This window comes from Vibrio sp. 10N.261.55.A10 (assembly GCF_041470825.1).
Lineage (GTDB): Bacteria > Pseudomonadota > Gammaproteobacteria > Enterobacterales > Vibrionaceae > Vibrio > Vibrio crassostreae_C.
The window spans coordinates 1-21,741 of record NZ_JBFRNC010000011.1 but is presented as its reverse complement, the minus strand read 5'-3'; the positions used below and the strand labels follow the sequence as shown (position 1 = coordinate 21,741).

The following is a 21,741-nucleotide window of genomic DNA, read 5'->3' as shown; positions in this document are numbered from 1 at the left end:
GACGATTATCCTTGGGTTTCCGGCAAACAGTTCATTGAACCAGGGTGCTGGGTCACGACATCAGTGAATAAAAATGGTGGGATACTAGAAAACAGAGTCACAGGTTCAGCCACACTTGGCGCGGCCAATGAACGGAACTGCTCCCAATCTTCAATACGATCAGGACTTGCTTTCACTTTCTCCACCCAGTTTAAAAACGCCACTTGATCAGGCATGGCTGATGCGGTGAATTTCATCTGTGAGAACCCTTTGCCACTGTAGTTCGATGCAAGGCCTTTGAAGTCACCTTCGTGGTTTGCAATTAAATTCAACTTAGTCACCATTCCCGGCATCGCGTAGATCTGCGAACCAAGACGCGGGATAAAGAATGCGTTCATGATGTTGTCTGAAGTTAGCTTAAACGTCACCGGTACATCTTTCGGGAACGCAACATAGTTAACCGTCGCAATGTTTTGCTCCGGATAGATGAACAGCCACTTCCAGTCCAGAGAGACCACTTCGATCACCATAGGCTTAACGTCACTCACCAGAGGCTTTGATGGCTCTAATTCGTGTGTTGTTCGCCAAGTGATGGTGGCTAGAATCGCGATGATGATGATTGGAATTGTCCATACCACTATTTCAATTTTGGTTGAGTGCGCCCAGTCTGGTGCATACTCTTCCGTGGTATTGCTTTCGCGGTATCGGTAAGCAAAGTAGATGGTCATCAGAATTACTGGGATGACGACAATCAACATCAGCAACAGAGCCGTGATAATCAGCTCTTTTTCCTGAACGCCAACGCTACCTTTTGGGTCGAGCAATGCGGAGTTACACCCTTCGAGCATAAGAATGGTTCCCAGCAAACCAATCTTCGACAAACTTGTCCTCGATAAAATGCGTTTATATCTTGAAACTTCCATTAACTTTCTCGATGGTTATCCAGCCTCAGAACGAACGCCTAAGTACTGGTTGTCATGATCATTAGAATATTTATGTGTTGAGCATGTGAAACGCCGCATCTCAAAAAGCAATGCAATAGAGCCCGTTACCGCTGGGTTAAAACCACACAGGAAACATGACTTAATTGTTACACTTTGAAATACATTGTTACATTCGGCGCATTATGAAGAGTTGAATTTGAAAGCTCACCAAACAAACTTGGAAACTAACCTTCCATTTATGAAAGTGAAACATGGAAAACAGAGAAGGAATTAGCTACACGACATAGGCGTGCTACACATGCAAAACCAACACTGATAAGGGATGAGTAAGAATCGGGAGAGTCGGCGACCAACAATGATGAAGCGAAGTGATGTTTGGGTACATTAGAAAGCGTGAATTAAACAAAGCGTGATGAACATCAAATTTATGAATTCACATAGGATTTTAATGGTATTTAGAAAAGATATTGCTCCAATCAGAAACCCATTAGATATTCGAATAACACACTACTTTTCATTCGCAATAATGTCAGTGAGGTGCCGAAAAATAGTGTCAAAGATCGACCTGAAAAGCCGATTTGATGAGTATTTTTATCTGTTTTAAGTGGGTATTACTCCCCTCAAAGGAGAGGAGTAATCGTCCTTAAGAAAGGGATTATGCTGATGCTATGACGACTTTCTTACGCTGGTTTTTAGTCATTAAATAATAAACCACAGGCACAAAGTAGAAAGAAATAAGCGTGGTTAATACCGTTCCGCCCACAATCGCGACCGCAAATGGAGGCCAGAAGCCACCACCAGCAATGATCAGTGGCATAAAGCCGCCAACAGTCGTTATCGTGGTTGAGCTGATATGGCGAGTACACGACATCACAGCTTCAACGACTGCATCTACATTCCCGGAGGAAGCCTCTTTATCGAGTTTCAATTCGGTCAAAATCACAATGGCCGCGTTAATCGCTAAGCCCGCAATCCCAAGCATCGCGATAATCACCGTAAAGCCGAACGGATAACCGAAGAACCATACCGACAGCAGCCCTAGTCCACCAGCCAACCCTGCTACCATGAAGATGATGCTGCTCATTCGGAACGAGTTGAATGACATCACCACCACCAGCACCATCAATACCACCACGACTGCGACATTCGAGATGAGGCTGTTGACTGAATTGTCTCGCTCCGCTGATTCACCACCAAAACCAATCGTATAACCCGATGGCATCTGATAGCTTGCTAAGCGTTTCTGGAATTCATTAAGGACGGTTTGAGGTAAAACACCCGCTTCAATGTAACCTTCAATGGTGTTCACTCGTTGCCCGTTACGACGAGTAATCGCGCCGCGGCTGGTCGTCAATTCCAGTTCTGCCAGAGTCGAAACATTAATTCCCGTTGAGTACACCTCAGAGCTAATTGGCAAACGAATATTGCTTAAATGCGCTAGGTTTTCACGCGCTTCATCCGCGACACGAACACGGATTGGTACCGACTCACTGCCTTCAATCACAGAGCCACTTTCACGACCTGTCAGCGTAGTTTGCAGCATACCTGCGAACTGGTTCAATGAAATACCGTTCAGCTTTGCGGTGTCTTCATCGACCTTCAACCACACCTTAGGTGTACCCGGTTGCAGCGTTTCCCTTGTGTGCGTCACATGAGGAACACCCGCCAAAATCAATCGCACATCCTCACCAATCGCTTTCAACGTATCGAGGTTTTCACCATACACTCGCAGTTCAACGGGCGCGGTAAATGGAGGCCCTTGGTTAAGCTTACGTACCAAGATTTGTGCTTCCGGCACCTCTTCATCCAACACCTTTTGCAACTGTGGAATTAGCGCATTGGCTTGGTCAAAGTTCTCTGTTTTCACCATGGCTTGCGAGAAGTACGGCGCGTTATTTTGCCTTGCTTGCAGGTTGTAATAGAAGGATGGGAAGTTTGCGCCCACTAGCCAATCAATGCGTTCCACTTCAGGGTAACGATGAATGATATCGTCGATTTTTTCAGAGGTGTTTTTGGTGGCGTAAATGCTCGCTTGCGGCGGCATGTAAACCTGAATCTCAAACATGTCTCGGTCTGATGGCGGGAAGAATTGCTCAGTCAGCTGAGACATACTCCAGTAACCGGTAAACGGTACCAATAACACCAAAGCAATCGTGATGGTTGGATGCGTGACGCCAAAGCGAACAGAAGACGAAAACCAACGCGTCAAAGCCGGGATTCTCAAACCCGTCATGTACCAATGGTGCCGCCCTTTCTTATCAACGTCGCTGAGTTGTTTCGGTAATAACTTGGTCGCTAAGCCTGCGATTAAGGTGTGCGAGATGATGTAAGAGCCGATCAATGAGAAAGAAACGGTAATCGCAATACCACCGACAAATTCACCCGATGCACCCGGCATCAAGATAATCGGAGCAAACGCCAACACGGTAGTTAAGGTTGAGCCTAATAACGGCACCCATAAATGCTTCAATGCATTCATGGTCGCTTCAGCGCGCTGTTGCCCTTTCAAGCGATAAGCTTGAATGGTATCGACCATCACCACCGCGTTATCCACCATGATCCCGAGCGCCACAATTAGGCCTGTCACCGACATTTGGTTAATCGGTACACCGGTCATTTTCATGATCGACAAGGTCAATAATGAGGTTAACGGCAGAGAAATGGCGACTAAGATCGCGGCACGCACGCCTAAAGTGACAAACAGCACAATCAAAATCAGACCGAAACCGATCATCAAGCTTTTGCCTAAATCGTCTAAGCGAGTCTCGGTATAACCTTGCTGATTAAAGAGCACGGTCACCTTAACGTTACTTGGTAACTCTTGCTCAAATTTACCAATCAGAGCATTAGCTCGCGACGTCCAGTTATCAACTCGCAGATCAGGGTGCATTCTTGCCGCGACAATCACACCCGGCTCACCATCTACAATAGCAATCTGGTCTTGTGGGGTTTTCTCACCACGTTTCACCGAAGCAATGTCTTCCATACGGATGATGTGACCTTTGCTATCAGTGGCTATTGGCACTTGCTTAATGCGTTCAATGGAATCCAGTTCAGATTTAATTTCTAAGCCAAAGCGAGAATAAGCACTGACCAGTTCACCCGCCGAGTTCTTGGCGTCTGCCCCTTCGAGCGATTCAGCGATATTGGCGCTTGAACGCCCTAGAGCAGCGGCATCGGCCGTACGTAAACTGATTTGAATCTCTTCTTGCGGCATCCCGTATTCATCAACGAATTCAGTACCCGACAAAGTTCTTAGTCGCTTGGCGAGCTCTTTGGCATAACGGCCCAGCGTTAACCTATCAGGCTCGCCTGCACCAGACCAAGTTAGAGATGCGATGGTCGTGAAAGCATAGGTATGGTCGCTATCGAGATCAGGCGATTGAGCACCCGCAGGCAAAATGGATTCGATATCAGATAACTTGTCGCGAGCTTGGGACCAGACGGGTTCTGGCTCGGTGATGGTGTCATTCAATTCTAGCGTGACAATCGATACGCTCGGCCTAGAGGTTGAACTCACCAATTTAACTTCACTCAGCTCACGCAGCTTGTTCTCGATTACCTCAGTAACCAAGGTTTCAACACGCTCGGCACTGGCGCCGGGGAAGCTGGTTGTGATGTTCGCGTAACGGTTGATGATTACTGGGTCTTCTGCACGTGGCAACGTCATGAACGCCGAAATACCACTCACCATCAGCAGCGCGGTCATCAAGATAAGCAGTCGAGTGTTGGAAATAGTCTCTATTATTTTCATACTATTACCTACTCAGCCGCACTGACTGGTTTCACGATTTGGCCCGGAACTAAGCGATGTAAACCACTGGCGATGACCTGTTCACCGTCTTCAATCGCCCCACTCACATACGCTTGTTGATTGTTGGCAAACAACACCTGAACACTTCTACGTTCAACCTTATTGTCTTCACCAATCACAAAGATGTTCCACACACCGCGCAATCCATCAATCAAACCCGTTAATGGCACCCAGTAACCTGAGTCATCAATCTGCTCATCAAATTTAAGGTAGGCAAGTTGCCCTTCCAATACCGATGATTGTTCAGGGAATAGGTAACGCAAACCGACACTGCGAGATTGGGTGTCGACCATTGCGCCGGGATTCAATAGCTCCACGGCATAATCTGTTCTCCCAACTCGGATGTTAGGCGAAGAAAGTGAGGTGACTTTTTGCATTTGGTGAGCAGGAATACCGATGAAGGCCTCTTTGCCCTCAGAAGCGAGCAGTGTAAGAGTTGGATTACCCACATTCACCACATCTCCGAGCGAAACAAAGCGCGTCGCGATGGTTCCAGAATAAGGCGCAAGCACTGTCGACTTCACCAATTTCAGTTCGTTGCCTTTTACCGATGCATCGATGCGCAACAAGTTCGCCTGCAATACGCGTTGCTCACTGGTGAGAGAATCAATCTCCGCTTCGGCACTGAAGCCTTTCGCTTTCAATGAACGTTGACGTTTAAGGTTCGCTGCCACCAAACTCAATTGAGCTTTGACTTCTTCAGCCTGCGCTTTCAGTTGGCTAGACTCGGTTTCCAAAAGTTGGGTATCCAATCGGATCAACGGCTGACCTGTTGTGACTGTGTCACCGACATCCACCAGAATCTCATTGACCTTACCCGCCAATTCAAAACCCAAATTCGCCTGCTGCCCGGCCTTTACCACACCGACATATTCACGCTGTACCGCATACGATGGAGAGCGTTCCAAAGCGACAGTTTCTACTGTTAAGACTGTCGACGCTGCACTACTCGATTCCACTGCAGCATTATCTGCATCGGATGCTGTCTCGGCTTGTGTATTTTCACCACACCCGACAAGAAGAGTCGACAACGCCACTGCTACTGCGCTTCCCTTCATCAATTTATACATACTTCCTGTTCCTATGCGGTACTCAATTATGTTCTTTTTTTAGACTAACCAAACCAAACTAGACTGTCTAGTTTGATTATGTTAAAAATAAGTTTCATGGTTAATGTTTGATAAAACCATCACAAAAAGCATAATGCTTAGCGCCAAATGAGACACCTATAGCGGAGTATCAATAGGCACTAAGCAAAGAGACAAGCTAGGTAACGACCCAACACCAAGTAACGAGAAGCAAGCACGTGACAAAAATCATCAAGAGTGAACAGAAGAGATCGCAGATCTTAACCGCAGCAAGTAAACTTTTCTCTGAACATGGCTTCAAGATCAATATGGATCAGATAGCCAAAGCAGCGAACGTTTCCAAGCAAACGGTCTACTCTCACTTTAAAAACAAAGACGATCTTTTCGAAACCTGCATGCAAACTAAGTGTGCCGAGCGTGAACTCAGCCCTTCTGCTTTTGATATGAATGCCACTTTGGAAGACGAGTTGGTGAAATTTGGTGTGAAGTTTCAAGATTTGTTACTTGATGAGCAATCCAGACAGACCTTTCAAAATGCGGTGAGCCAATCCAACACACACCCAGAGATCGCTTCGATCTACCTAGAAACAGGACCGCAAAAAACTACCCTTTTGCTCGCCGATTATCTACAAAGCAAAGTGGACTCGGGTGATTTGATCTTATCAACGTCAAGCTCGCCGATCATTGCAGCAAGACAACTCCTGCTGATGTTCCATGGTAAGTCAGCGTATTGGGGATTCTTCGGACACGAAAGCGGTGAGTCAGAGCAAGAGAGGCTTCTCTACACCAAAGAGTGTGTCGCGCTGTTCTTAAACGGCAACCAGCCTCGTTAATTGTAGCTCTATCTTTGAATAAAAAAGGCACAGAGAAATTCATCCTCTGTGCCTTATCAATCATCAGTCACTCTCAGCAATAACAGCGATCGGTTTATTGGGTATGTTCCACAACGATCAGCTCATCGGTATTGAAGCCACGCTCTTTCGACATGGCTTTAAACTTCTCCATCACTTCTGGTGCGACTTCAGGCGTTCTTGCGAGTAGCCATAAGTAATCAGTGTCGGGCCCAGAAACAAACGCGTATTGGTAGCCCTCTTTGTCTAATTCAAACACGACATAAGCGCCGTAGAAAGGGCCAAAGAAAGACACTTTCAAATAGCCTTGTTCAGAGCCCTCAACGAAGTACGCTTTTCCTTCCGCTTCGTTCCACTCACCTTCTTCCGCCGAATAACCACGGTTAATCACCTTCACGCCGCCATCATCACGAAGGCTGTATTCAGCGCTGATGTTGTCTAAGCCACGCTCAAACGAGTGATCCAAACGAGCCACTTCGTACCATTTCCCTAGGTATCGTTCCAACTCAAACTGTTGAACAGGCTTTACCGTTTCGGGCATGCCAACACAACCACCCAATAAGATCACGCTAAGCAGCAATAATATTTTTTTCATCCTAACCTCGACTTGTTTTTATTAGTAATGCGAGTAAGTCTCTTGAAAACATAAACTTACATCCTTGGTAATACGTTAAATCCATTTTTATAGCTCACTTAACTGTAATTTATTCAGAACCTTATGTGAATTGTTTAGTCTGCGAATGGATTCGCAATCCTTTATTGACGAGCTGTATTCCCACAACCACCTCAAAAGGCACTGGAATTACATTCAAACAAGAGAGCAACCAAGGACACTTTATTATTAAAAATTCACGATATGATTCTCGCCACTCGCTTTCTATACTTACTAAACCGTGGAACATGGAAGACATAATAATGAATAACAAGCTCACTCTGCCACGTACTGCATGGATAGCATTACTCACAAGCTTATCGGCCGTAGCGCCGGTGCTTGCACAAGCCAACACTATTGTTCAAACACAAACACCAGTTCAAGCGCAAACATCTGTTCATAACCAAAGTGCTGACCAGATCTTTATCAATGCTGATATATACGGGCATCGTGAGTCGGACTCGATCGTTACCCACAAAGGCAAGATCATCTTCATTGGTAACCAATCACAGGCGCAAACTTTTCAAGGGCAAAGCACTGATGTCATTGATTTAGACAATGCCTTTGTCCTTCCGGGATTTATTGATAACCATAACCATGTGTTTGAAGCCGCCTCAGAGCTGGGTGGCAATTGTGAACTCGACTCTGAAGCAACGTTAGAAGAGCAAATCCCCTACTTAGAAGCGTGTAAGATCAATGCTGATACCGATGGCAGAGGTTGGCTTATGGGCTATGGTTTTTCTTTGGAAGCGACGCTCGATAGCGACTCTGACTACACGCCACTAGAGATCATCGACAGTGTCTTCCCTAATCGCCCCGTGGTGCTTATGGAGCAGACTTCACACTCGATGTGGGTCAACTCAAAAGCACTAAAAATCGCTCGAATCAGCCAACAATCTCCAGACCCACAAGGCGGTGTTTATTTAAAAGACCAAGACAGCAGCAAGCTCAATGGCATCTTGCTAGACAATGCTGGCGATCAAGTGATGGAGATGGCTTGGAATAGCCAAAGTGAACTGTTTGAGCAAAGCTACCAAGGCTTAATGTTCGGGCTTGAGGAAGCGGCAACCCACGGCATCACCACCATTGGCGACGGTCGCATGTATTGGAAACGAGGTTGGTATGACGTTTGGCTAGAGGCCGAGCAAAATCAAGACTTAACGGCGCGAGTATCGCTACGCCCTTGGGTGTACCCATCGATGGTGATGTCTTCTCAATTAGAAGTCTTTGAGAAAATGCATTCCGACGATAAAAGCCATCTGTTACTTGTCGATCAGGTGAAAATGTACAGTGATGGCATCTTTATCAATGGCACCGCCAAAACACTCGCGCCCTACTTAGATACTTATCTACCCCAGTCTCCTAATGGCTTGAACTATATTCCGCCAGAACAAATGAAAGAATGGTTAACTGCGCTCGAGAAAATCGGCTTTAGCGCCCACATTCATGCGATTGGTGATGGAGCGGTTCGTGAATCTCTTGATGCGATAGAAAGTATTCGCAAACAAGGTTCAACCAAACCCTACACCCTAACCCATGTCGAATTAATCAATGATGAAGATGTGCCACGCTTTCGCCAGTTAGATGTAACTGCAGATTTCCAAGTTGGCTCTGATTACGTTGCAAGGCATCAACACCAATGGGCCGAAGCTTTCCTTGGTGCTCGCCGTGCCAAAGCCATGATGAACCTCGATGCAATACTCAAGACCGACGCCAATATCACCTTAAGCAGTGATTGGAACGTACACGACATCAACCCATTGGTCGGCATCGCGAACAGCTTAATCATGGGCAAAACCGGCCTAACCGATATCTATACCGCCATCGACGCTTACACGCTCAATGCCGCCAAAAGTCTTGGGATTGAAGACGTAACAGGTTCTATTGAGGTAGGAAAATCCGCTGACTTCGCCATTCTCGACCGCGACATCACCACAGTGTCAGCAATACAAATCGCCAAAACTCAGGTGTTGATGACGGTGTTACGCGGGAACGTGGTTTACGAAAAATAGAGCCAATTCGCGTATCGAATTGGTTATCGCAACTCAAACGAAAACGAGCCAGCTTATTCAACTGGCTCGTCTGTTATTCACATCTGTATTTTAGTTCTGTTACGCGTTGGTCTCTTTAAGCGCTTTCACATGTGAATCTTGTTTGTCATCCAGAGCAAAGTAGATCTTCGATACAATCACTTCAGCAACCAGAATCGTAAATACCACAGCGAAGAAAGCAACCACGCCGCCCCAAGGTCCTGTAAAACTCACCTTATCTCCGAACAGAAGGTTAATCGCTTCTAGCATCACGAATTTTGAGCCCACCAAGATAATGTAAGTGGTGATTGCTCGGTACACCTTAGGTGCAGTGCCCGGCTTGCTTTTGAAGTGCTCAGCAATTTTATGTTCTAAACCAATAGAGAGCTTCAATAATAGCTGCAACAACAACGCCGCAATCAAAGATATAGTGAAAGACTCAATGTTGACGAAGTCCCAGTACTCATCGAAGAAGTTAAGTACGACCAAGTCCACCAGCACGGCTAATGTGTAACCTACGAATAGACGTTGTGGTGTGTTGAACCCGTAAACTTTGTCTGATTTAGTCATTCTGTCTCTCTCTAATCTAATTTGATAAGTCGCCTTGATTTGAAATACATCTTAGCGTTCGAATCGAAGCAAAACTTACCATTTCATGACATCGCCAACATTCATTCCTCAAATTAATGATTCGACAAAAATCCCCTTTGCCTCTCTTATAGCAATAGCAAAAACACGCCCAATTCACCACTGTCACCAAATGGCCATTCTTCAAATGCTGCGCCCCATAAGATGACTCCATCAGCGACACACACTCATTTCCAAAAGGTGCAGATTATGAAAAAACTAATCACTAACGCGAACGTATTTAACGGTGTTGATAACAACTTAATCGAGAACGTATCAATCCTCATCGAAGATAACTTGATCACTCAGATTGGAGAGATTGACCCAACGATTGCCGATGAAACGATTGATGCTCAAGGTGGCACGGTCATGTCAGGCCTGATTGATGCGCACGTTCATATCACTTTATCTGCACCATTCAATGTCATTGATACCATGACGCGTGAAGAAGTGGCGATTCGCTCAGCAAAGATTTCTGAAGAGATGTTAATGCGTGGCTTTACCACCATTCGTGATGTAGCAGGTAACACGCTTGGCCTTAAAAACCAGTATCGACAACGGCTATGCCACTGGCCCACGTATTCTGCCTTCAATGGCAGCTATCTCACAAACCTGTGGTCACTCCGATTACCGTCAAAACCAAGCACAAGAGCGTTTAGCAAACGGCCATGAAGACTCACCTATGAGGAAGCTTGGCGCAATGAAAGTGGCAGATGGTCGTTCAGAAGTCTTAAAAGCGGTTCGCGAACAGCTATTTATGGGCGCATCCCAAATCAAGATCATGGCGGGTGGTGGCGCATCTTCAACGTTTGATCCGCTAGACACATTGCAGTTCACATCTGAAGAGATGAAAGCTGCGGTTGATGCCGCTTCAGATTACGGCACTTATGTCGCTGCGCCGAGCCGCTGAAGCGGGCGTGATGTCATTCGAACATGCGACTATCATGGACGACGACATTGCCGAGATAATTAAAGAGAAAGATATCTGGGTGATCCCGTCTTACTTTACCTCTTCATTGATTGCAGAGCGTAAGATCCCACTGCCAAACGAAGAGACATATCGCAAAACAGAGCGCGTGGGTAAAGCCATGTTCAAGTCGGCAGAATTGATTAAGAAATACGACATCCAGAGCATCGATTTTGGCACTGACTGTGTGGGTGAAACCAACGTTCACGCGACACAATTGAATGAACTTGGTGCGATTGAGCAAGTATTCGATACCATCACCGCGCTTCGCATGGCGACATCAAACTGTGGTCGCTTGTTCGAAATGTCGACCTACCAACACCCATACCAAGAAGGCAAGTTAGGTCAGATCGTTGAAGGCGTGTATGCCGACTTATTGATCATCGATGGCAACCCACTGGAAAGTGTTGCTTGTGTGGCAAACACAGAGACACAAAAACTGATCATGAAAGACGGCAAGGTATATAAAAACACGCTTTAGTGTTCAATATACTCACTAAGTAATGAAACCTCTCAGGCAAGCAAGCGAACTTTATAGTCGTTTGCTTGCCTTTTTATTAAGCGCTGTTTTATTGCTACTATTAAACTCAGGTTATTGATTTATGGATAAATCGGGGTGGGATAAGGATGAAATTAGAATGAAGCTATTACTTACTGCACGCTTAATCAGCACAGTGCTATTACTCAGTTCACTGCTGTCAGGTGCGGTAACTTTAGAAATCTATCTAATGAGATACAAGCCATCGACTCCATAACCAATCAATACATGGTTACCTTGAATCAACATGCCTCCGGTTCTGCCGTGGTGATTGAACAAATCAAAGACATTAACAAAGGCGAGGTTGATGGCTACGATGGCATCATAGACAGTGACAGTATTCACTTACATGTATCGAATAACATCCACTACCTACTTATCTTTGAAGATAAGAATCAAGACCTTACCCTACAAGCCGATGAAGCTTTCAGTGTAATCAACCTACGTGATCACCAAGACAGATCAACAATAGAAGTCTCACTAACGGTTAATGAGAGTGAAGCCCCAAGAGCGTTTGTTGATCGTTCACTACCTTCACTGTTAAAAATCGAATTGGATTTGATCGACATAGGCACAGTCGTGAGCTTGGAAGCTCCACCTTTTGACAGAAAAAATGGCAAACTCGGCATGTGGCAGCCGCTGACCTTTTTGCTCGAAGATAACGCTGGGCTCTACTTTCTGTCAGAGTTCGACCCAAACAAAATCCCGATCTTGTTTGTGCATGGCATCAACGCCACTGCGTTAGATTTTGCCCCACTGATTGAAAAAGTCGACCAATCTAAATATCAGATCTGGGTCTTTAACTATCCTTCAGGCTTGTCTCTGGCTTTGAACTCCAAAGGCCTGAATAACCTCATGCACACGGTGTTAACGGAATACAAAATCCAACAATTACATGTTGTGGCACATAGTATGGGCGGGCTTGTCGCCACCAACAGTCTTCGCCAGTGCCGTATTGGGCAGCTATGCGATTTTGTAAGCAGCGTAGCCACCATATCTTCGCCGTTTGGTGGTGTCGAGTCTGCTAAACAAGGGGTCGAGTACTCTCCCGTAGTAATGCCGGCATGGGTTGATTTAAATCCAGACGGGAAATTTATCGCTGACTTATTAATTGACAGCAGTAAGATTCACATTCCCCACTTTTTAGCCTTTGGTTATAACTCGGGCGACCTATTTAATACCAACAGCAACGATGGTGTGATCAATTTATCAAGCCAATTGTCGCGCCCAGCCCAACTCCACGCGTCACAAATCCTCGGCTACAACGAAACCCATTTGAGCATCTTAGATAACGATGACCTTTTTGAAGACCTGTCCGAGTTTTGGTTAAGAGCTGAAGAAGCACATTGATTTATGATTCGGTGCACTAGGCGGCGTAGGTAAATCAGATATTAAAATTGGAACGCTTAGGCATTCCAATCTTTTGGGTGAAGCGTAATGTTTTTCTGAATTGAGAGCATTGATATCCTGTGCGTTCAGGCTGATTTCGAACACCCACCCCCTCTAACTCCCCCTCCAATTAAGTTTATCCCCCCTCTAGATTGACGACCGAGGGGGAGAACCTTCTTTAGCGCTGAATGTGTAACTGCACATGTAACGATCTGTATTCAGTTCCTCCCCTTTCTACGAACCACAATGGATTGTAGATACTGATTAAGGGGAGGCTAGGAGGGGATTTTTAGTAGGACTAACACGGATTTGCCCCTTTTCTAGTTAGACGCTCATTTCGCAGTGTGCGAATCGCAACCTGCGGAATGAACTTCTCTTCCCCTTAAAGTATTTATAAACCATACATTTACGTGGTAAATCTAAAGGGTTCTAGCTTAGCTTGTCTAAAACACAGACACGACCATAACTACAAAAAGTAGCTCTATTACGCGCGACCAGCGGTCAATAGTAGCTGGTATTGACCGCCTTCAGTTCGGAATGCGTTTTCTAAAAAAAACGACAACTTTTGCACCTGCAATTAATTATTACAAAACATACGCTTAGGTTGCTTTTTATTGTCGGATTTCACGGTGAAATTGACAGGTAACCAACAGGGTTGGAAGCTTTACTAAGCGGCTTTCCGACAGCAAACATTATTCTCAATTTTCTATTTTACGTGATAACTGTAGCTTCAAGCTTGTCTGACTCGTTTGTGCCCCAAAGCTTGTCTTAAAACAGCTCATACCTTACAGCCGGTAACTCACTATGCTATAAATCATCTAATGTTACTTTCAATCGAGGAGCGAGCCATGAGCCGTAAACCACTTTCAGAAAAAGAACTGCTTGAGGGTATTACACCCAAAACAGCACACGCTGATGAACTCGCGACTACAAATGAAAAAGATTGGGGATCTTATTCTGAAGATACGGATAAAGCAGAAAGCGATTTTCTTGTTCAAAGATACGATGCTCTTAACGACACCCGAATGGAAAAAATGCTAAAAATGGCTGAACGCTTTAACAAAAGCGGGAGTGTCGATAGGGAAACTCTCATGAAAGTTAAAGGACTTACTGAATCGGAAATACCGTCAGAAAACGAGTACAGGATGGTTTTAAAGAGGATTGAAACCATATTCGATGCTGAACCAGGCACACCCGAAGGTGACGAACTTGAAATGCTAGTGACATGGGTGGAAGCGTATGAAGAAGAGCACTACCCATTTTAAGCTAGTTAGCCATCTGCTGACTCATCTTTGCCCCATTGTCAGCTAGAGTAAATACTCATTCACACCCTGTTCGTGGGCTTTTTCCCTACTAAAAGTTATCCATTCATCTAATGGCGTTCGTCGTAAACCCCGTTCTGTATCACGGGGGAAAATTCAACGTAACTTCGGAGTGTGCGGACTATCGGTCAAGGCGTCTACATTAGTTCATAAGCCAATTTGGTTATTGATTCTGTTCTTCTCTTAGTCTGCTCTTCGTTCCAATTGTTCAAATCAAAATAACCTTTATACATTCAATGTTAACAAGAGAGGCGGACGCTACCCTATAGCTACCTAGCGAAATTCCTATGCTCAAATGGGCATACGAAGCCATTTCCAAACTAGGTGAACGGACACGCATTGCCAGTTGGGGAACCATGTGGCTTGGCTGGGACAAACTACAGGATATACTTAGTGGATACTATCTGAGCAAGGAAACGACTGGATTTATGGGTTTTTAGACTGATTTCTGATCAAGAGACAGGTATGAGACTGCATGGGTAGAAACTTTGGATAGAGCTGTTAAAAGGACTTTGATTCAATGACCACTACCAAAATCGTTGGTACGGAAGATGAACAGTATTCAACATGGCCTAGAACAATGTTCGGCAAAATTAAAATATGATACATTGTGTACATAATTTGGGTTGTTGTTATGAGAACCCCATCATCCATATTTGGGAAGTATTATGTCTGAGTCTATTAATTCATATTTTAAATCTTTAGTTGAACTTGCTTCCGAGTCTTGGCGTTTTGCCAAGGCAAATGAGCGTGTTTTAGCCAAATTGGCTATGAAAGATCAAACTCGCTTTCAAAGTCAGTTGAAGTGGTTTGTTAAAAAGATTTCTGATGAGCTGGAGAGTAGCGGTTTGAAAATTATTGATTTAGAAGGTCAAGATTATGATGCTGGCATGGCTGTATCTGCGATAAATATTGATGATTTTGACGAAAGTGAAGAGTTATATATTGACCAAGTACTATCTCCTTTGATTATGAGTGAGAAGGGTATTGAACAGATGGGTACAGTTATTCTTGGGAGTAAAAAATGAAAAACTTTGTTGGCATAGATCTGGGTACTACGAACAGTGCAATAGCATCATTTGATGGTCAAAAAACAAAAATTTGGAAAAGCCCTGAACAAAATGACATTACTCCATCTGCGATATATCTCGATAGACGAGGCAATAAGTTAGTTGGACAACGAGCTTATGAACAAGCTGCTCGCAGTCCAAGTAATTCAGCTGTACTTTTTAAAAGGTTGATGGGAACGAGTACTCCAATAGAATTTAAAGCCGTTCATGAAGTAAAGACACCAGAGCAGTGCTCTGCTGAAGTTTTGAAAACGCTCTATGGATACTTGAATGAAGAGCTTCGACTAGACCCAGAAACCGGTGTTGTTATTACCGTTCCAGCTGCATTTAATCAAATGCAAAAAGACGCAACTGTTGATGCAGCCAACTTGGCCGGTATAAATAACGTTGCTTTGATGCAAGAGCCGGTTGCCGCTGTAATGAGTGTTATGAAAGAAGGGGCACTGGATGGTACCTTTCTTGTTTACGATTTAGGTGGTGGCACCCTTGATATTGCGATTGCAGAAAGCCACAGAGGTAAAGTAAATCTTCTATCTCATGGTGGCATTGCTATGTGTGGAGGTCGTGATTTTGACCGACTCCTTATGGATAAAATTGTTAAACCATGGTTAAGAAGTAACTTCAATTTGCCTGATAACTTTCTCGTCGATCCTAAGTATTCAACCATGGTGAGAATGGCAAACTATGCGGCCGAGAGGGCTAAGATTGAGTTATCATCTAAAGAGGCAGCAGTCATTTCATTGTCAGAAACAGAGATCAGAGAGTTTGATCTCGACGGTGAAGAGATGTATTTAGATATCGAGATTTCTAGAGATGAGTTTGACCATCTAATTAATAACTTAGTTCTAGAGTCTGTTGAGGCCGCACGAGAGGCTTTATCAAAAGCACATCTTACCCCTGATTATATTGAGAGAGTTGTATTTGTTGGCGGACCAACTAATTACAAGCCGCTTCGTGACAAGGTCTGTTTTGAATTGGGGATTAAGGGGTCAACCGAAGTAAACCCTATGACAGCTGTAGCTGAAGGCGCAAGTATTTTTGCAGAGTCAATAGATTGGACTACACAAAATCGTGAAAGAAAGTCATCTCGAGGGGTAATTGAGTCTAAGGGGGCACTATCTTTGGTATTCAAATTTCAAGCTAGAACTCCTAACAAAGCATCGAAGATAGCAATTAAATTTGATGACTATGCAGAGGGTTATGAATATCAAGTCGATAGTATCAGCACTGGTTGGACGTCGGGTAGAGTTGCTCTTGAGGCTATGTCAACGATCACCGTCCCACTGGGAATTATGGGGGAAAACCTATTCAAAGTGTTCGTATTTGACCCTTTAGGTAATACGGTAGCAATAAATGATAGTCAAATCTCTATTACAAAAACATCTGCAACAGTAGAGGCTATACCAGCATCCCACTCGATTTCGATCGAAGCACTGAGTAGTTTAGGTGGTAAATCTAGTTTGTCGTACTTGGTCAAATCAGGCGACTCGTTACCGGTTAAAGGTACAAAGATGTTTAAGGCTGCAGAAACTCTTAGAGCAGGCACGGACAATAGTATAAATATAAAGCTTTGGGAAGGTGACATAGAGGATCCTGTAACAGACAACAGACCAGTGGGTGTGCTGAAAGTTTCTGGCCATGATTTTGAAGTTGGAGTCGTACCAGCGGGGGCTGACATTGAGTGTATTTATGAAATTTTTGATTCCGGAGCAATCAATTTAGAGGTATCAATACCATGTATTGGCGGTGTATTTAACGCAGGTAAGAACTTCTACTCTCGACAAGAAAACCAAATCAACCATGCTGATTCAAAAGCAATTATTTCTATGGAAGCCGATAGCTTAAAAGAGCGAGTTAGCGAGATACGAGATATTCTAGATAATGATGAAATTAATCGAGTATTCGAAAATGTGGCTTTGGCAGAAGAAAAGAATCAGAGGGCAGTTACCCCTGAAGAATCTCAGGAAGCAATGGAAAAGCTACTTGAAGCCAAGCGTCAGTTGTCAAAAGTTAGAAGTCAGAACTTATCAACTATCAGAACATTAGAGTTCGATAAAATGAAAAATACTTATAGTGAATATATTGAACAGTATGCTGAAGAATCAGATCACGCAGTGGTTATAAAGCTTATGAATACTGCCCAAAATGCAATTGCAAGTAAGTCACATGACTTTGAGGTGGCAATGGATGAACTACGCTCAAAGAATTTTGAAATTCTGTATAAGCAAGACTGGTTTGTCGTTGAGCAGTTTAAGGTTTTGTGTTCTGAAGAGGCTGCGTTTATTGATAAAGCTAAGTTTAATGAATGTGTGCAGCAAGGTATACATTGTATCGAGAATCACAATATAGATGAGTTAAGAACAGTAAACTTCCATTTGTTCCAAAACCGAGTGGGCGGTGCTCCTGATCTAGATTCTACAGTCTTTGCTAATATAGTAGAAAGCTAAGATGAACAGCGTGTTATTGCCAATGCGGTACAGGTTACCTTCTGGTGAAGCGATTATTGAACGGTTACTTTTAGTAGACTCAGCTGCAATATATAAACTTGATAATAAGACAAATATTATCGTCGCAACTCAGGAGCTATGCAGCTTCTGGGTTAACAACGATTATTTACCCAGAAATTTGTTTAGTTCTATCGATGTGGGGAGTGAAGAATTTCATTATTTTGAAATAGAAGATTGTTTTTCGGTATCTAGTTTTGATATTGGTCTCGGTTTAGTTAATTTTTCGCAGGCTCTATCATTCACTCATGCCTATTTAAATTCGAAAGAAAAACTAGGTAGTACTAAAAATAGTCTCTATGTAGAAAAGTACTCAGTGCTTCTGCCTTTAGATTTAGGTAATGATCTTGACAATGAGCTGTCTTATAAGTTGTGGTTAACAAATGGTGTGAGCCTTAAGGACAGTTCTTTCAAGGCAGTAACAAAATTAACTCCGTTGAATGATGCTGAGCTTGAACAGTGCTTTGAGTTAGCTGGTGTGGACTATGTGTTAGAACCGTCAGACTCTACTGTGAATGAGTCTTTGTGCGAGTTTGAACTGTTTGGCAGGGAGTCACTGGAAGAGTTTGTCAATGAGTACATAATCGATGTGATAAACCACCGTGACTCTTATAGGAAAGTGGGTATCGAAGGACCGTCATCTTTTATCCTATATGGTCCTCCCGGATGCGGGAAAACTTATGCTGCGGAAAAGCTCGTGAATCACTTGGGCTGGCCAGTTTTTAAAGTGGACTCTGCATCAGTAGCAAGTCCCTACATTCATGAAACAAGCAAAAAGATTTCTGAAGTATTTGAAGAAGCAATTAGGTGCGCACCTAGCGTTATTCTCATCGATGAAATGGAATCCTATACATCAAATAGAAGTACAGCCAAAGATCATAAGCTGGAAGAGGTTAATGAGTTTCTAAGACGGATACCAGAAGCTATAAATACTGGTGTGCTGATTATAGGAATGACGAACTTCATCGAAGATATTGACCCAGCGCTAAAGCGTAAAGGTCGTTTTAACCATCTGATAGAAATCGGAATTCCAAATGAAAGTGAGATCCGGGCTTCATTAAATTTTTTGACGCAAGGGTTACCACTTGAAAGTAAAGCAATTAAAGATGAAGTCATAGATAGTTTGATAGGGCGCACGTTGGCAGATATTGACTTCGTAGTTAAAGAGGCCGCTAGAAAAGCAGCTAAAGACAGAATAAGTAAACTTGGTCACAATGAGTTAATGTCTGCGATTGAATTGTTACCGATGATACCTTCAATTAATAAAAATAAAATCGGATTTCTGTGATTATGAACATTAAAGAAAACCCATTCTTTCTCTTAAACGCAACATTACGTAATACTAGAGCTGAACTTTCAGAGTTAGAAGAAGAGTTTAGTTTGTTTAATGACTCAGACCGAGACCTTTTAAGTGAAGTAGTTTCTCCTCGCTTGAGAGTTCAGTCAGAGTTAGGTTGGTTGATTGGAGTTATAGAGCCAACTGTTCTCCGAGAACTTACCATTAAATCACTGAATGATCTTATCGATCTTAGACATTTACATGCACTAGATCAGTTGAATTTAATTTCGTCATCATTGAGTCTTTACAAAGGTGAAAGTCACAAACTTGTCAAAGATTCAATTTTGAGGTTAGCGGACCTTTTTGAAGGTTTACACCTCCGTTTAGATGAAGTCATGATTCTGCTTAATCAAGAGAGAAAGTACTCTGGTTTCCCATTATTAAGTGATACTTCACAGCTAGAGGACGGAGTTAATCTGCGAAAGGACTACTTCAATCAGTCTATTAAAGACTCATTGGATAGGTTGGATAGTCAGATGCTGGTATCTTTAGTAACTGATATTGTTGATAAAAATTCAATGAGTGGTGTTAGGCAGTGCTATACACTTGTTCAAGATCTAGTTGATTATTATGAGGTGGCCACAAAGCATGCTCTTGCTGAAGAAACTGCATCTATTGAGTCGTTGATTGAAAATATCATGACAATGACCACTAGTCAGTACTCGAATGACCATTTGGACCAACTTATATCGAAACTAATAACTAGCCTAAGAGGCTGGGATACAATAGCTCAACCTATTCAAGTTAGTTTCCAAGGGAAAGGGTTAGAGCATGAAGAGAGCAAAGAATTGGCGTACAAAGTTCGCGATCTTAGTTTGTATATGTTCAATGAAATGCTTCAAGATGACATAACAAAAAAACTAAGCGAGATTAGCCTTGAGCTTTTTGGAGAAGTAACCAGCTTTTCAGAGCGTGTGGAAAAAGACATTGCCGACATTAAAGATATTGAGTTTGAAAGACAGCAAAGAGCCGAAAATGAAGCTAGGGAACAAGTAAAACATGAGCTTGAGATGGCTTATAGCGCTGAGATAGGTCTTGCTTTCAAAGACGAATTGAAGATTAGCGCATCAGGTATTTCTTGGAAAGGGGCTTTTGTTAGGTTTGAAGATATTACTTTCTATAGCTATCAAGTAATAAGCAGAAGCCTAACGACAGATTATATATTTGAATATGGTGGCACTAATCGTACTTACAAAATAACCACAAAGAAACAGGAGCATTTTAGCGCCTTGTTAGATAGGTTTTGGAAAGGTACTGGTTATAAGCTGATGATAAATTTTGCAATTGATATTGTGTGCAAAGCAAAGGATCATTTTTCTGGTATTGGTGTTCGAGACGATGGGCTCGTTCTACACAGGAAAAAGTTTCTTCGAGCGAGTGAGCCAGTTTTGGTGCCATGGAGTCGTTTGTCTTCCAACGTATACAATGGCCAATGTACATACAGTCTTGTTGGAGATAGTAAAGTTAATGCAAGCTTAGATGTCAGTGCTACGAACTACCATATGTTTAGCACACTGGTTAGCGTTATGATGGATAAGAGAGCTTCTCGATTAAGTGAAGTCTTTGGGGTGAATTAGTTTAATGAGTAATAAGAATCCCAAAGGGTTTAGTGGTTTATCACAGCTGCACTCAAAGAGTGAAGACAAAGCTGATTCAGTCGAATCTGATTTTCAGTCTGACCCCTCTACAGACACCATAACAACGCCCCAATCTAAGACTCAGTCTGGTTCACAGCGTGATAACACTGTAGATGTAGGCTCAGAATCAGAAGTTACGGATGGAACATTACAAGATGAACAACAGGAAGGTAACAAATCGGGTATAAGTTGGGGGTATATATTTGGTTTTTTACTCATTGTCGGTATTTTCATGGCAATAAGTCAGGGTAATGATAGTCCTAGTTCCGTACCTAAGGCTGCTACCGGTAGTAGTTTAGCCAATCCAACAGCAAAGACTCCAACAGCTTCTCAATTAGGAAGTTCGTCTGTCGTAGGTAAAACCAACAAGCCAAGAAATGAGACTCCTAAGCTTCAGTATAATAAACCGCCTGTCGGTTCAAATAATATACTTTCAGTGTCGCAGATTCGTTGGTGTACTCGTGAAATCATGCGTATTGATGCGATGAGAAATATCTTCGATACAAACGGAGGTATAGATGAGTTCAATCGAATTGTTAATGACTATAATAGTAGGTGTAGTAATTATCGCTATCGACAACGAGATCTCTCTAAAGCTGAGCGAGAAGTAGAAACACACAAGTCTACAATTACTACAGAAGCGATACGAGAGGCAAAACTAATTGATCAACGCTTTAAGAAAACATCGAATGTGTCAACTAAGAGCGCTTCAAATAAACCGAACGCCCAGTTAACACGAGAAGTACAACAACTTTTAACCGTCCTAGGATATAAGCCTGGTCCAATTGATGGTGATTACGGACCGGGAACAGCGAGTGCGATAAAGGTTTTCCAGCGTGACTCGGGTTTAGCTCAAACAGGAAGAGTAGATAGAGAACTACTTTCTTCGCTTCGGAGCAAAGAGCGATCTAAATCTTCACTTAATGTTGGAGTCAAAACTAACAACCATCAGAGTAATGATAATGGAATCCCTGCGAATGCCAAAATTGA

The 21,741-nt window shown here is 43.3% G+C and carries 14 protein-coding genes and 1 pseudogene; 10 read left to right on the top strand and 5 right to left on the bottom strand.

What is annotated here, in order from left to right:
• Positions 1-5 precede the first annotated feature (5 nt).
• From cyoA to AB4274_RS03120, 3 genes are all read right to left on the bottom strand, one after another.
• Positions 6-902 carry a ubiquinol oxidase subunit II gene (gene cyoA / locus AB4274_RS03130; RefSeq protein WP_372110967.1) on the bottom strand — a complete coding sequence of 299 codons (897 nt, stop codon included), beginning with the start codon at positions 900-902 and terminating at the stop codon, positions 6-8.
• Between the two features lie 676 nt (positions 903-1,578).
• The gene (locus tag AB4274_RS03125) at positions 1,579-4,677 is read right to left on the bottom strand and encodes an efflux RND transporter permease subunit (protein ID WP_372110964.1); all 3,099 of its coding nucleotides are present in this window, start codon (positions 4,675-4,677) and stop codon (positions 1,579-1,581) included.
• 8 nt (positions 4,678-4,685) lie between these two features.
• Positions 4,686-5,807: an efflux RND transporter periplasmic adaptor subunit gene (locus AB4274_RS03120; RefSeq protein ID WP_372110962.1), complete on the bottom strand. Its 1,122-nt coding sequence runs from the start codon at positions 5,805-5,807 to the stop codon at positions 4,686-4,688.
• Positions 5,808-6,043: 236 nt separating this feature from the next.
• Between AB4274_RS03120 and AB4274_RS03115 the strand changes: the two genes are divergently transcribed.
• Positions 6,044-6,658 carry a TetR/AcrR family transcriptional regulator gene (locus tag AB4274_RS03115; RefSeq protein WP_372110961.1) on the top strand — a complete coding sequence of 205 codons (615 nt, stop codon included), beginning with the start codon at positions 6,044-6,046 and terminating at the stop codon, positions 6,656-6,658.
• 94 nt (positions 6,659-6,752) lie between these two features.
• Here AB4274_RS03115 and AB4274_RS03110 read toward each other — a convergent pair whose 3' ends face one another.
• Positions 6,753-7,271, bottom strand: coding sequence for a lipocalin family protein (locus AB4274_RS03110; RefSeq protein WP_017060193.1), 519 nt, complete (start codon positions 7,269-7,271; stop codon positions 6,753-6,755).
• 320 nt (positions 7,272-7,591) lie between these two features.
• Here AB4274_RS03110 and AB4274_RS03105 point away from each other — a divergent pair, with 320 nt between their 5' ends.
• Positions 7,592-9,340 (top strand): amidohydrolase, encoded by a 1,749-nt coding sequence (locus AB4274_RS03105; protein WP_372110959.1) that lies wholly within the window; start codon positions 7,592-7,594, stop codon positions 9,338-9,340.
• 99 nt (positions 9,341-9,439) lie between these two features.
• Here AB4274_RS03105 and AB4274_RS03100 read toward each other — a convergent pair whose 3' ends face one another.
• A complete protein-coding gene (locus tag AB4274_RS03100; protein ID WP_017068109.1) occupies positions 9,440-9,928 on the bottom strand; it encodes a hypothetical protein in 489 nt (162 codons plus the stop codon).
• A gap of 267 nt (positions 9,929-10,195) precedes the next feature.
• Here AB4274_RS03100 and AB4274_RS03095 point away from each other — a divergent pair.
• The 8 genes and pseudogenes from AB4274_RS03095 to AB4274_RS03060 form a co-directional block, all read left to right on the top strand.
• Positions 10,196-11,433, top strand: a pseudogene (locus AB4274_RS03095) (amidohydrolase family protein).
• 285 nt (positions 11,434-11,718) lie between these two features.
• A complete protein-coding gene (locus AB4274_RS03090) occupies positions 11,719-12,840 on the top strand; it encodes an alpha/beta fold hydrolase (protein ID WP_017068111.1) in 1,122 nt (373 codons plus the stop codon).
• Between the two features lie 887 nt (positions 12,841-13,727).
• The gene (locus tag AB4274_RS03085; RefSeq protein ID WP_065585211.1) at positions 13,728-14,144 is read left to right on the top strand and encodes a hypothetical protein; all 417 of its coding nucleotides are present in this window, start codon (positions 13,728-13,730) and stop codon (positions 14,142-14,144) included.
• A gap of 725 nt (positions 14,145-14,869) precedes the next feature.
• Positions 14,870-15,229 carry a hypothetical protein gene (locus AB4274_RS03080; RefSeq protein ID WP_372110957.1) on the top strand — a complete coding sequence of 120 codons (360 nt, stop codon included), beginning with the start codon at positions 14,870-14,872 and terminating at the stop codon, positions 15,227-15,229.
• A complete protein-coding gene (locus AB4274_RS03075; RefSeq protein WP_372110955.1) occupies positions 15,226-17,718 on the top strand; it encodes an Hsp70 family protein in 2,493 nt (830 codons plus the stop codon). Before AB4274_RS03080 ends, AB4274_RS03075 begins: the two co-directional genes overlap by 4 nt.
• Position 17,719: 1 nt before the next feature.
• Positions 17,720-19,063, top strand: coding sequence for an AAA family ATPase (locus tag AB4274_RS03070; RefSeq protein WP_372110953.1), 1,344 nt, complete (start codon positions 17,720-17,722; stop codon positions 19,061-19,063).
• Positions 19,064-19,065: 2 nt separating this feature from the next.
• Positions 19,066-20,691 carry a hypothetical protein gene (locus AB4274_RS03065; protein ID WP_372110951.1) on the top strand — a complete coding sequence of 542 codons (1,626 nt, stop codon included), beginning with the start codon at positions 19,066-19,068 and terminating at the stop codon, positions 20,689-20,691.
• Positions 20,692-20,695: 4 nt separating this feature from the next.
• On the top strand, positions 20,696-21,741 hold a 1,046-nt coding region (locus tag AB4274_RS03060; protein ID WP_198593722.1), incomplete at its 3' end, for a peptidoglycan-binding protein.

Excerpts from the sequence above, each read along its gene's own strand:
- cyoA (WP_372110967.1), bottom strand. The coding sequence starts at position 902 with ATGGAAGTTTCAAGATATAAACGCATTTTATCGAGGACAAGTTTGTCG.
- AB4274_RS03125 (WP_372110964.1), bottom strand. The coding sequence starts at position 4,677 with ATGAAAATAATAGAGACTATTTCCAACACTCGACTGCTTATCTTGATG.
- AB4274_RS03120 (WP_372110962.1), bottom strand. The coding sequence starts at position 5,807 with ATGTATAAATTGATGAAGGGAAGCGCAGTAGCAGTGGCGTTGTCGACT.
- AB4274_RS03110 (WP_017060193.1), bottom strand. The coding sequence starts at position 7,271 with ATGAAAAAAATATTATTGCTGCTTAGCGTGATCTTATTGGGTGGTTGT.
- AB4274_RS03105 (WP_372110959.1), top strand. The coding sequence starts at position 7,592 with ATGAATAACAAGCTCACTCTGCCACGTACTGCATGGATAGCATTACTC.
- AB4274_RS03100 (WP_017068109.1), bottom strand. The coding sequence starts at position 9,928 with ATGACTAAATCAGACAAAGTTTACGGGTTCAACACACCACAACGTCTA.
- AB4274_RS03090 (WP_017068111.1), top strand. The coding sequence starts at position 11,719 with ATGGTTACCTTGAATCAACATGCCTCCGGTTCTGCCGTGGTGATTGAA.
- AB4274_RS03085 (WP_065585211.1), top strand. The coding sequence starts at position 13,728 with ATGAGCCGTAAACCACTTTCAGAAAAAGAACTGCTTGAGGGTATTACA.
- AB4274_RS03080 (WP_372110957.1), top strand. The coding sequence starts at position 14,870 with ATGTCTGAGTCTATTAATTCATATTTTAAATCTTTAGTTGAACTTGCT.
- AB4274_RS03075 (WP_372110955.1), top strand. The coding sequence starts at position 15,226 with ATGAAAAACTTTGTTGGCATAGATCTGGGTACTACGAACAGTGCAATA.
- AB4274_RS03070 (WP_372110953.1), top strand. The coding sequence starts at position 17,720 with ATGAACAGCGTGTTATTGCCAATGCGGTACAGGTTACCTTCTGGTGAA.
- AB4274_RS03065 (WP_372110951.1), top strand. The coding sequence starts at position 19,066 with ATGAACATTAAAGAAAACCCATTCTTTCTCTTAAACGCAACATTACGT.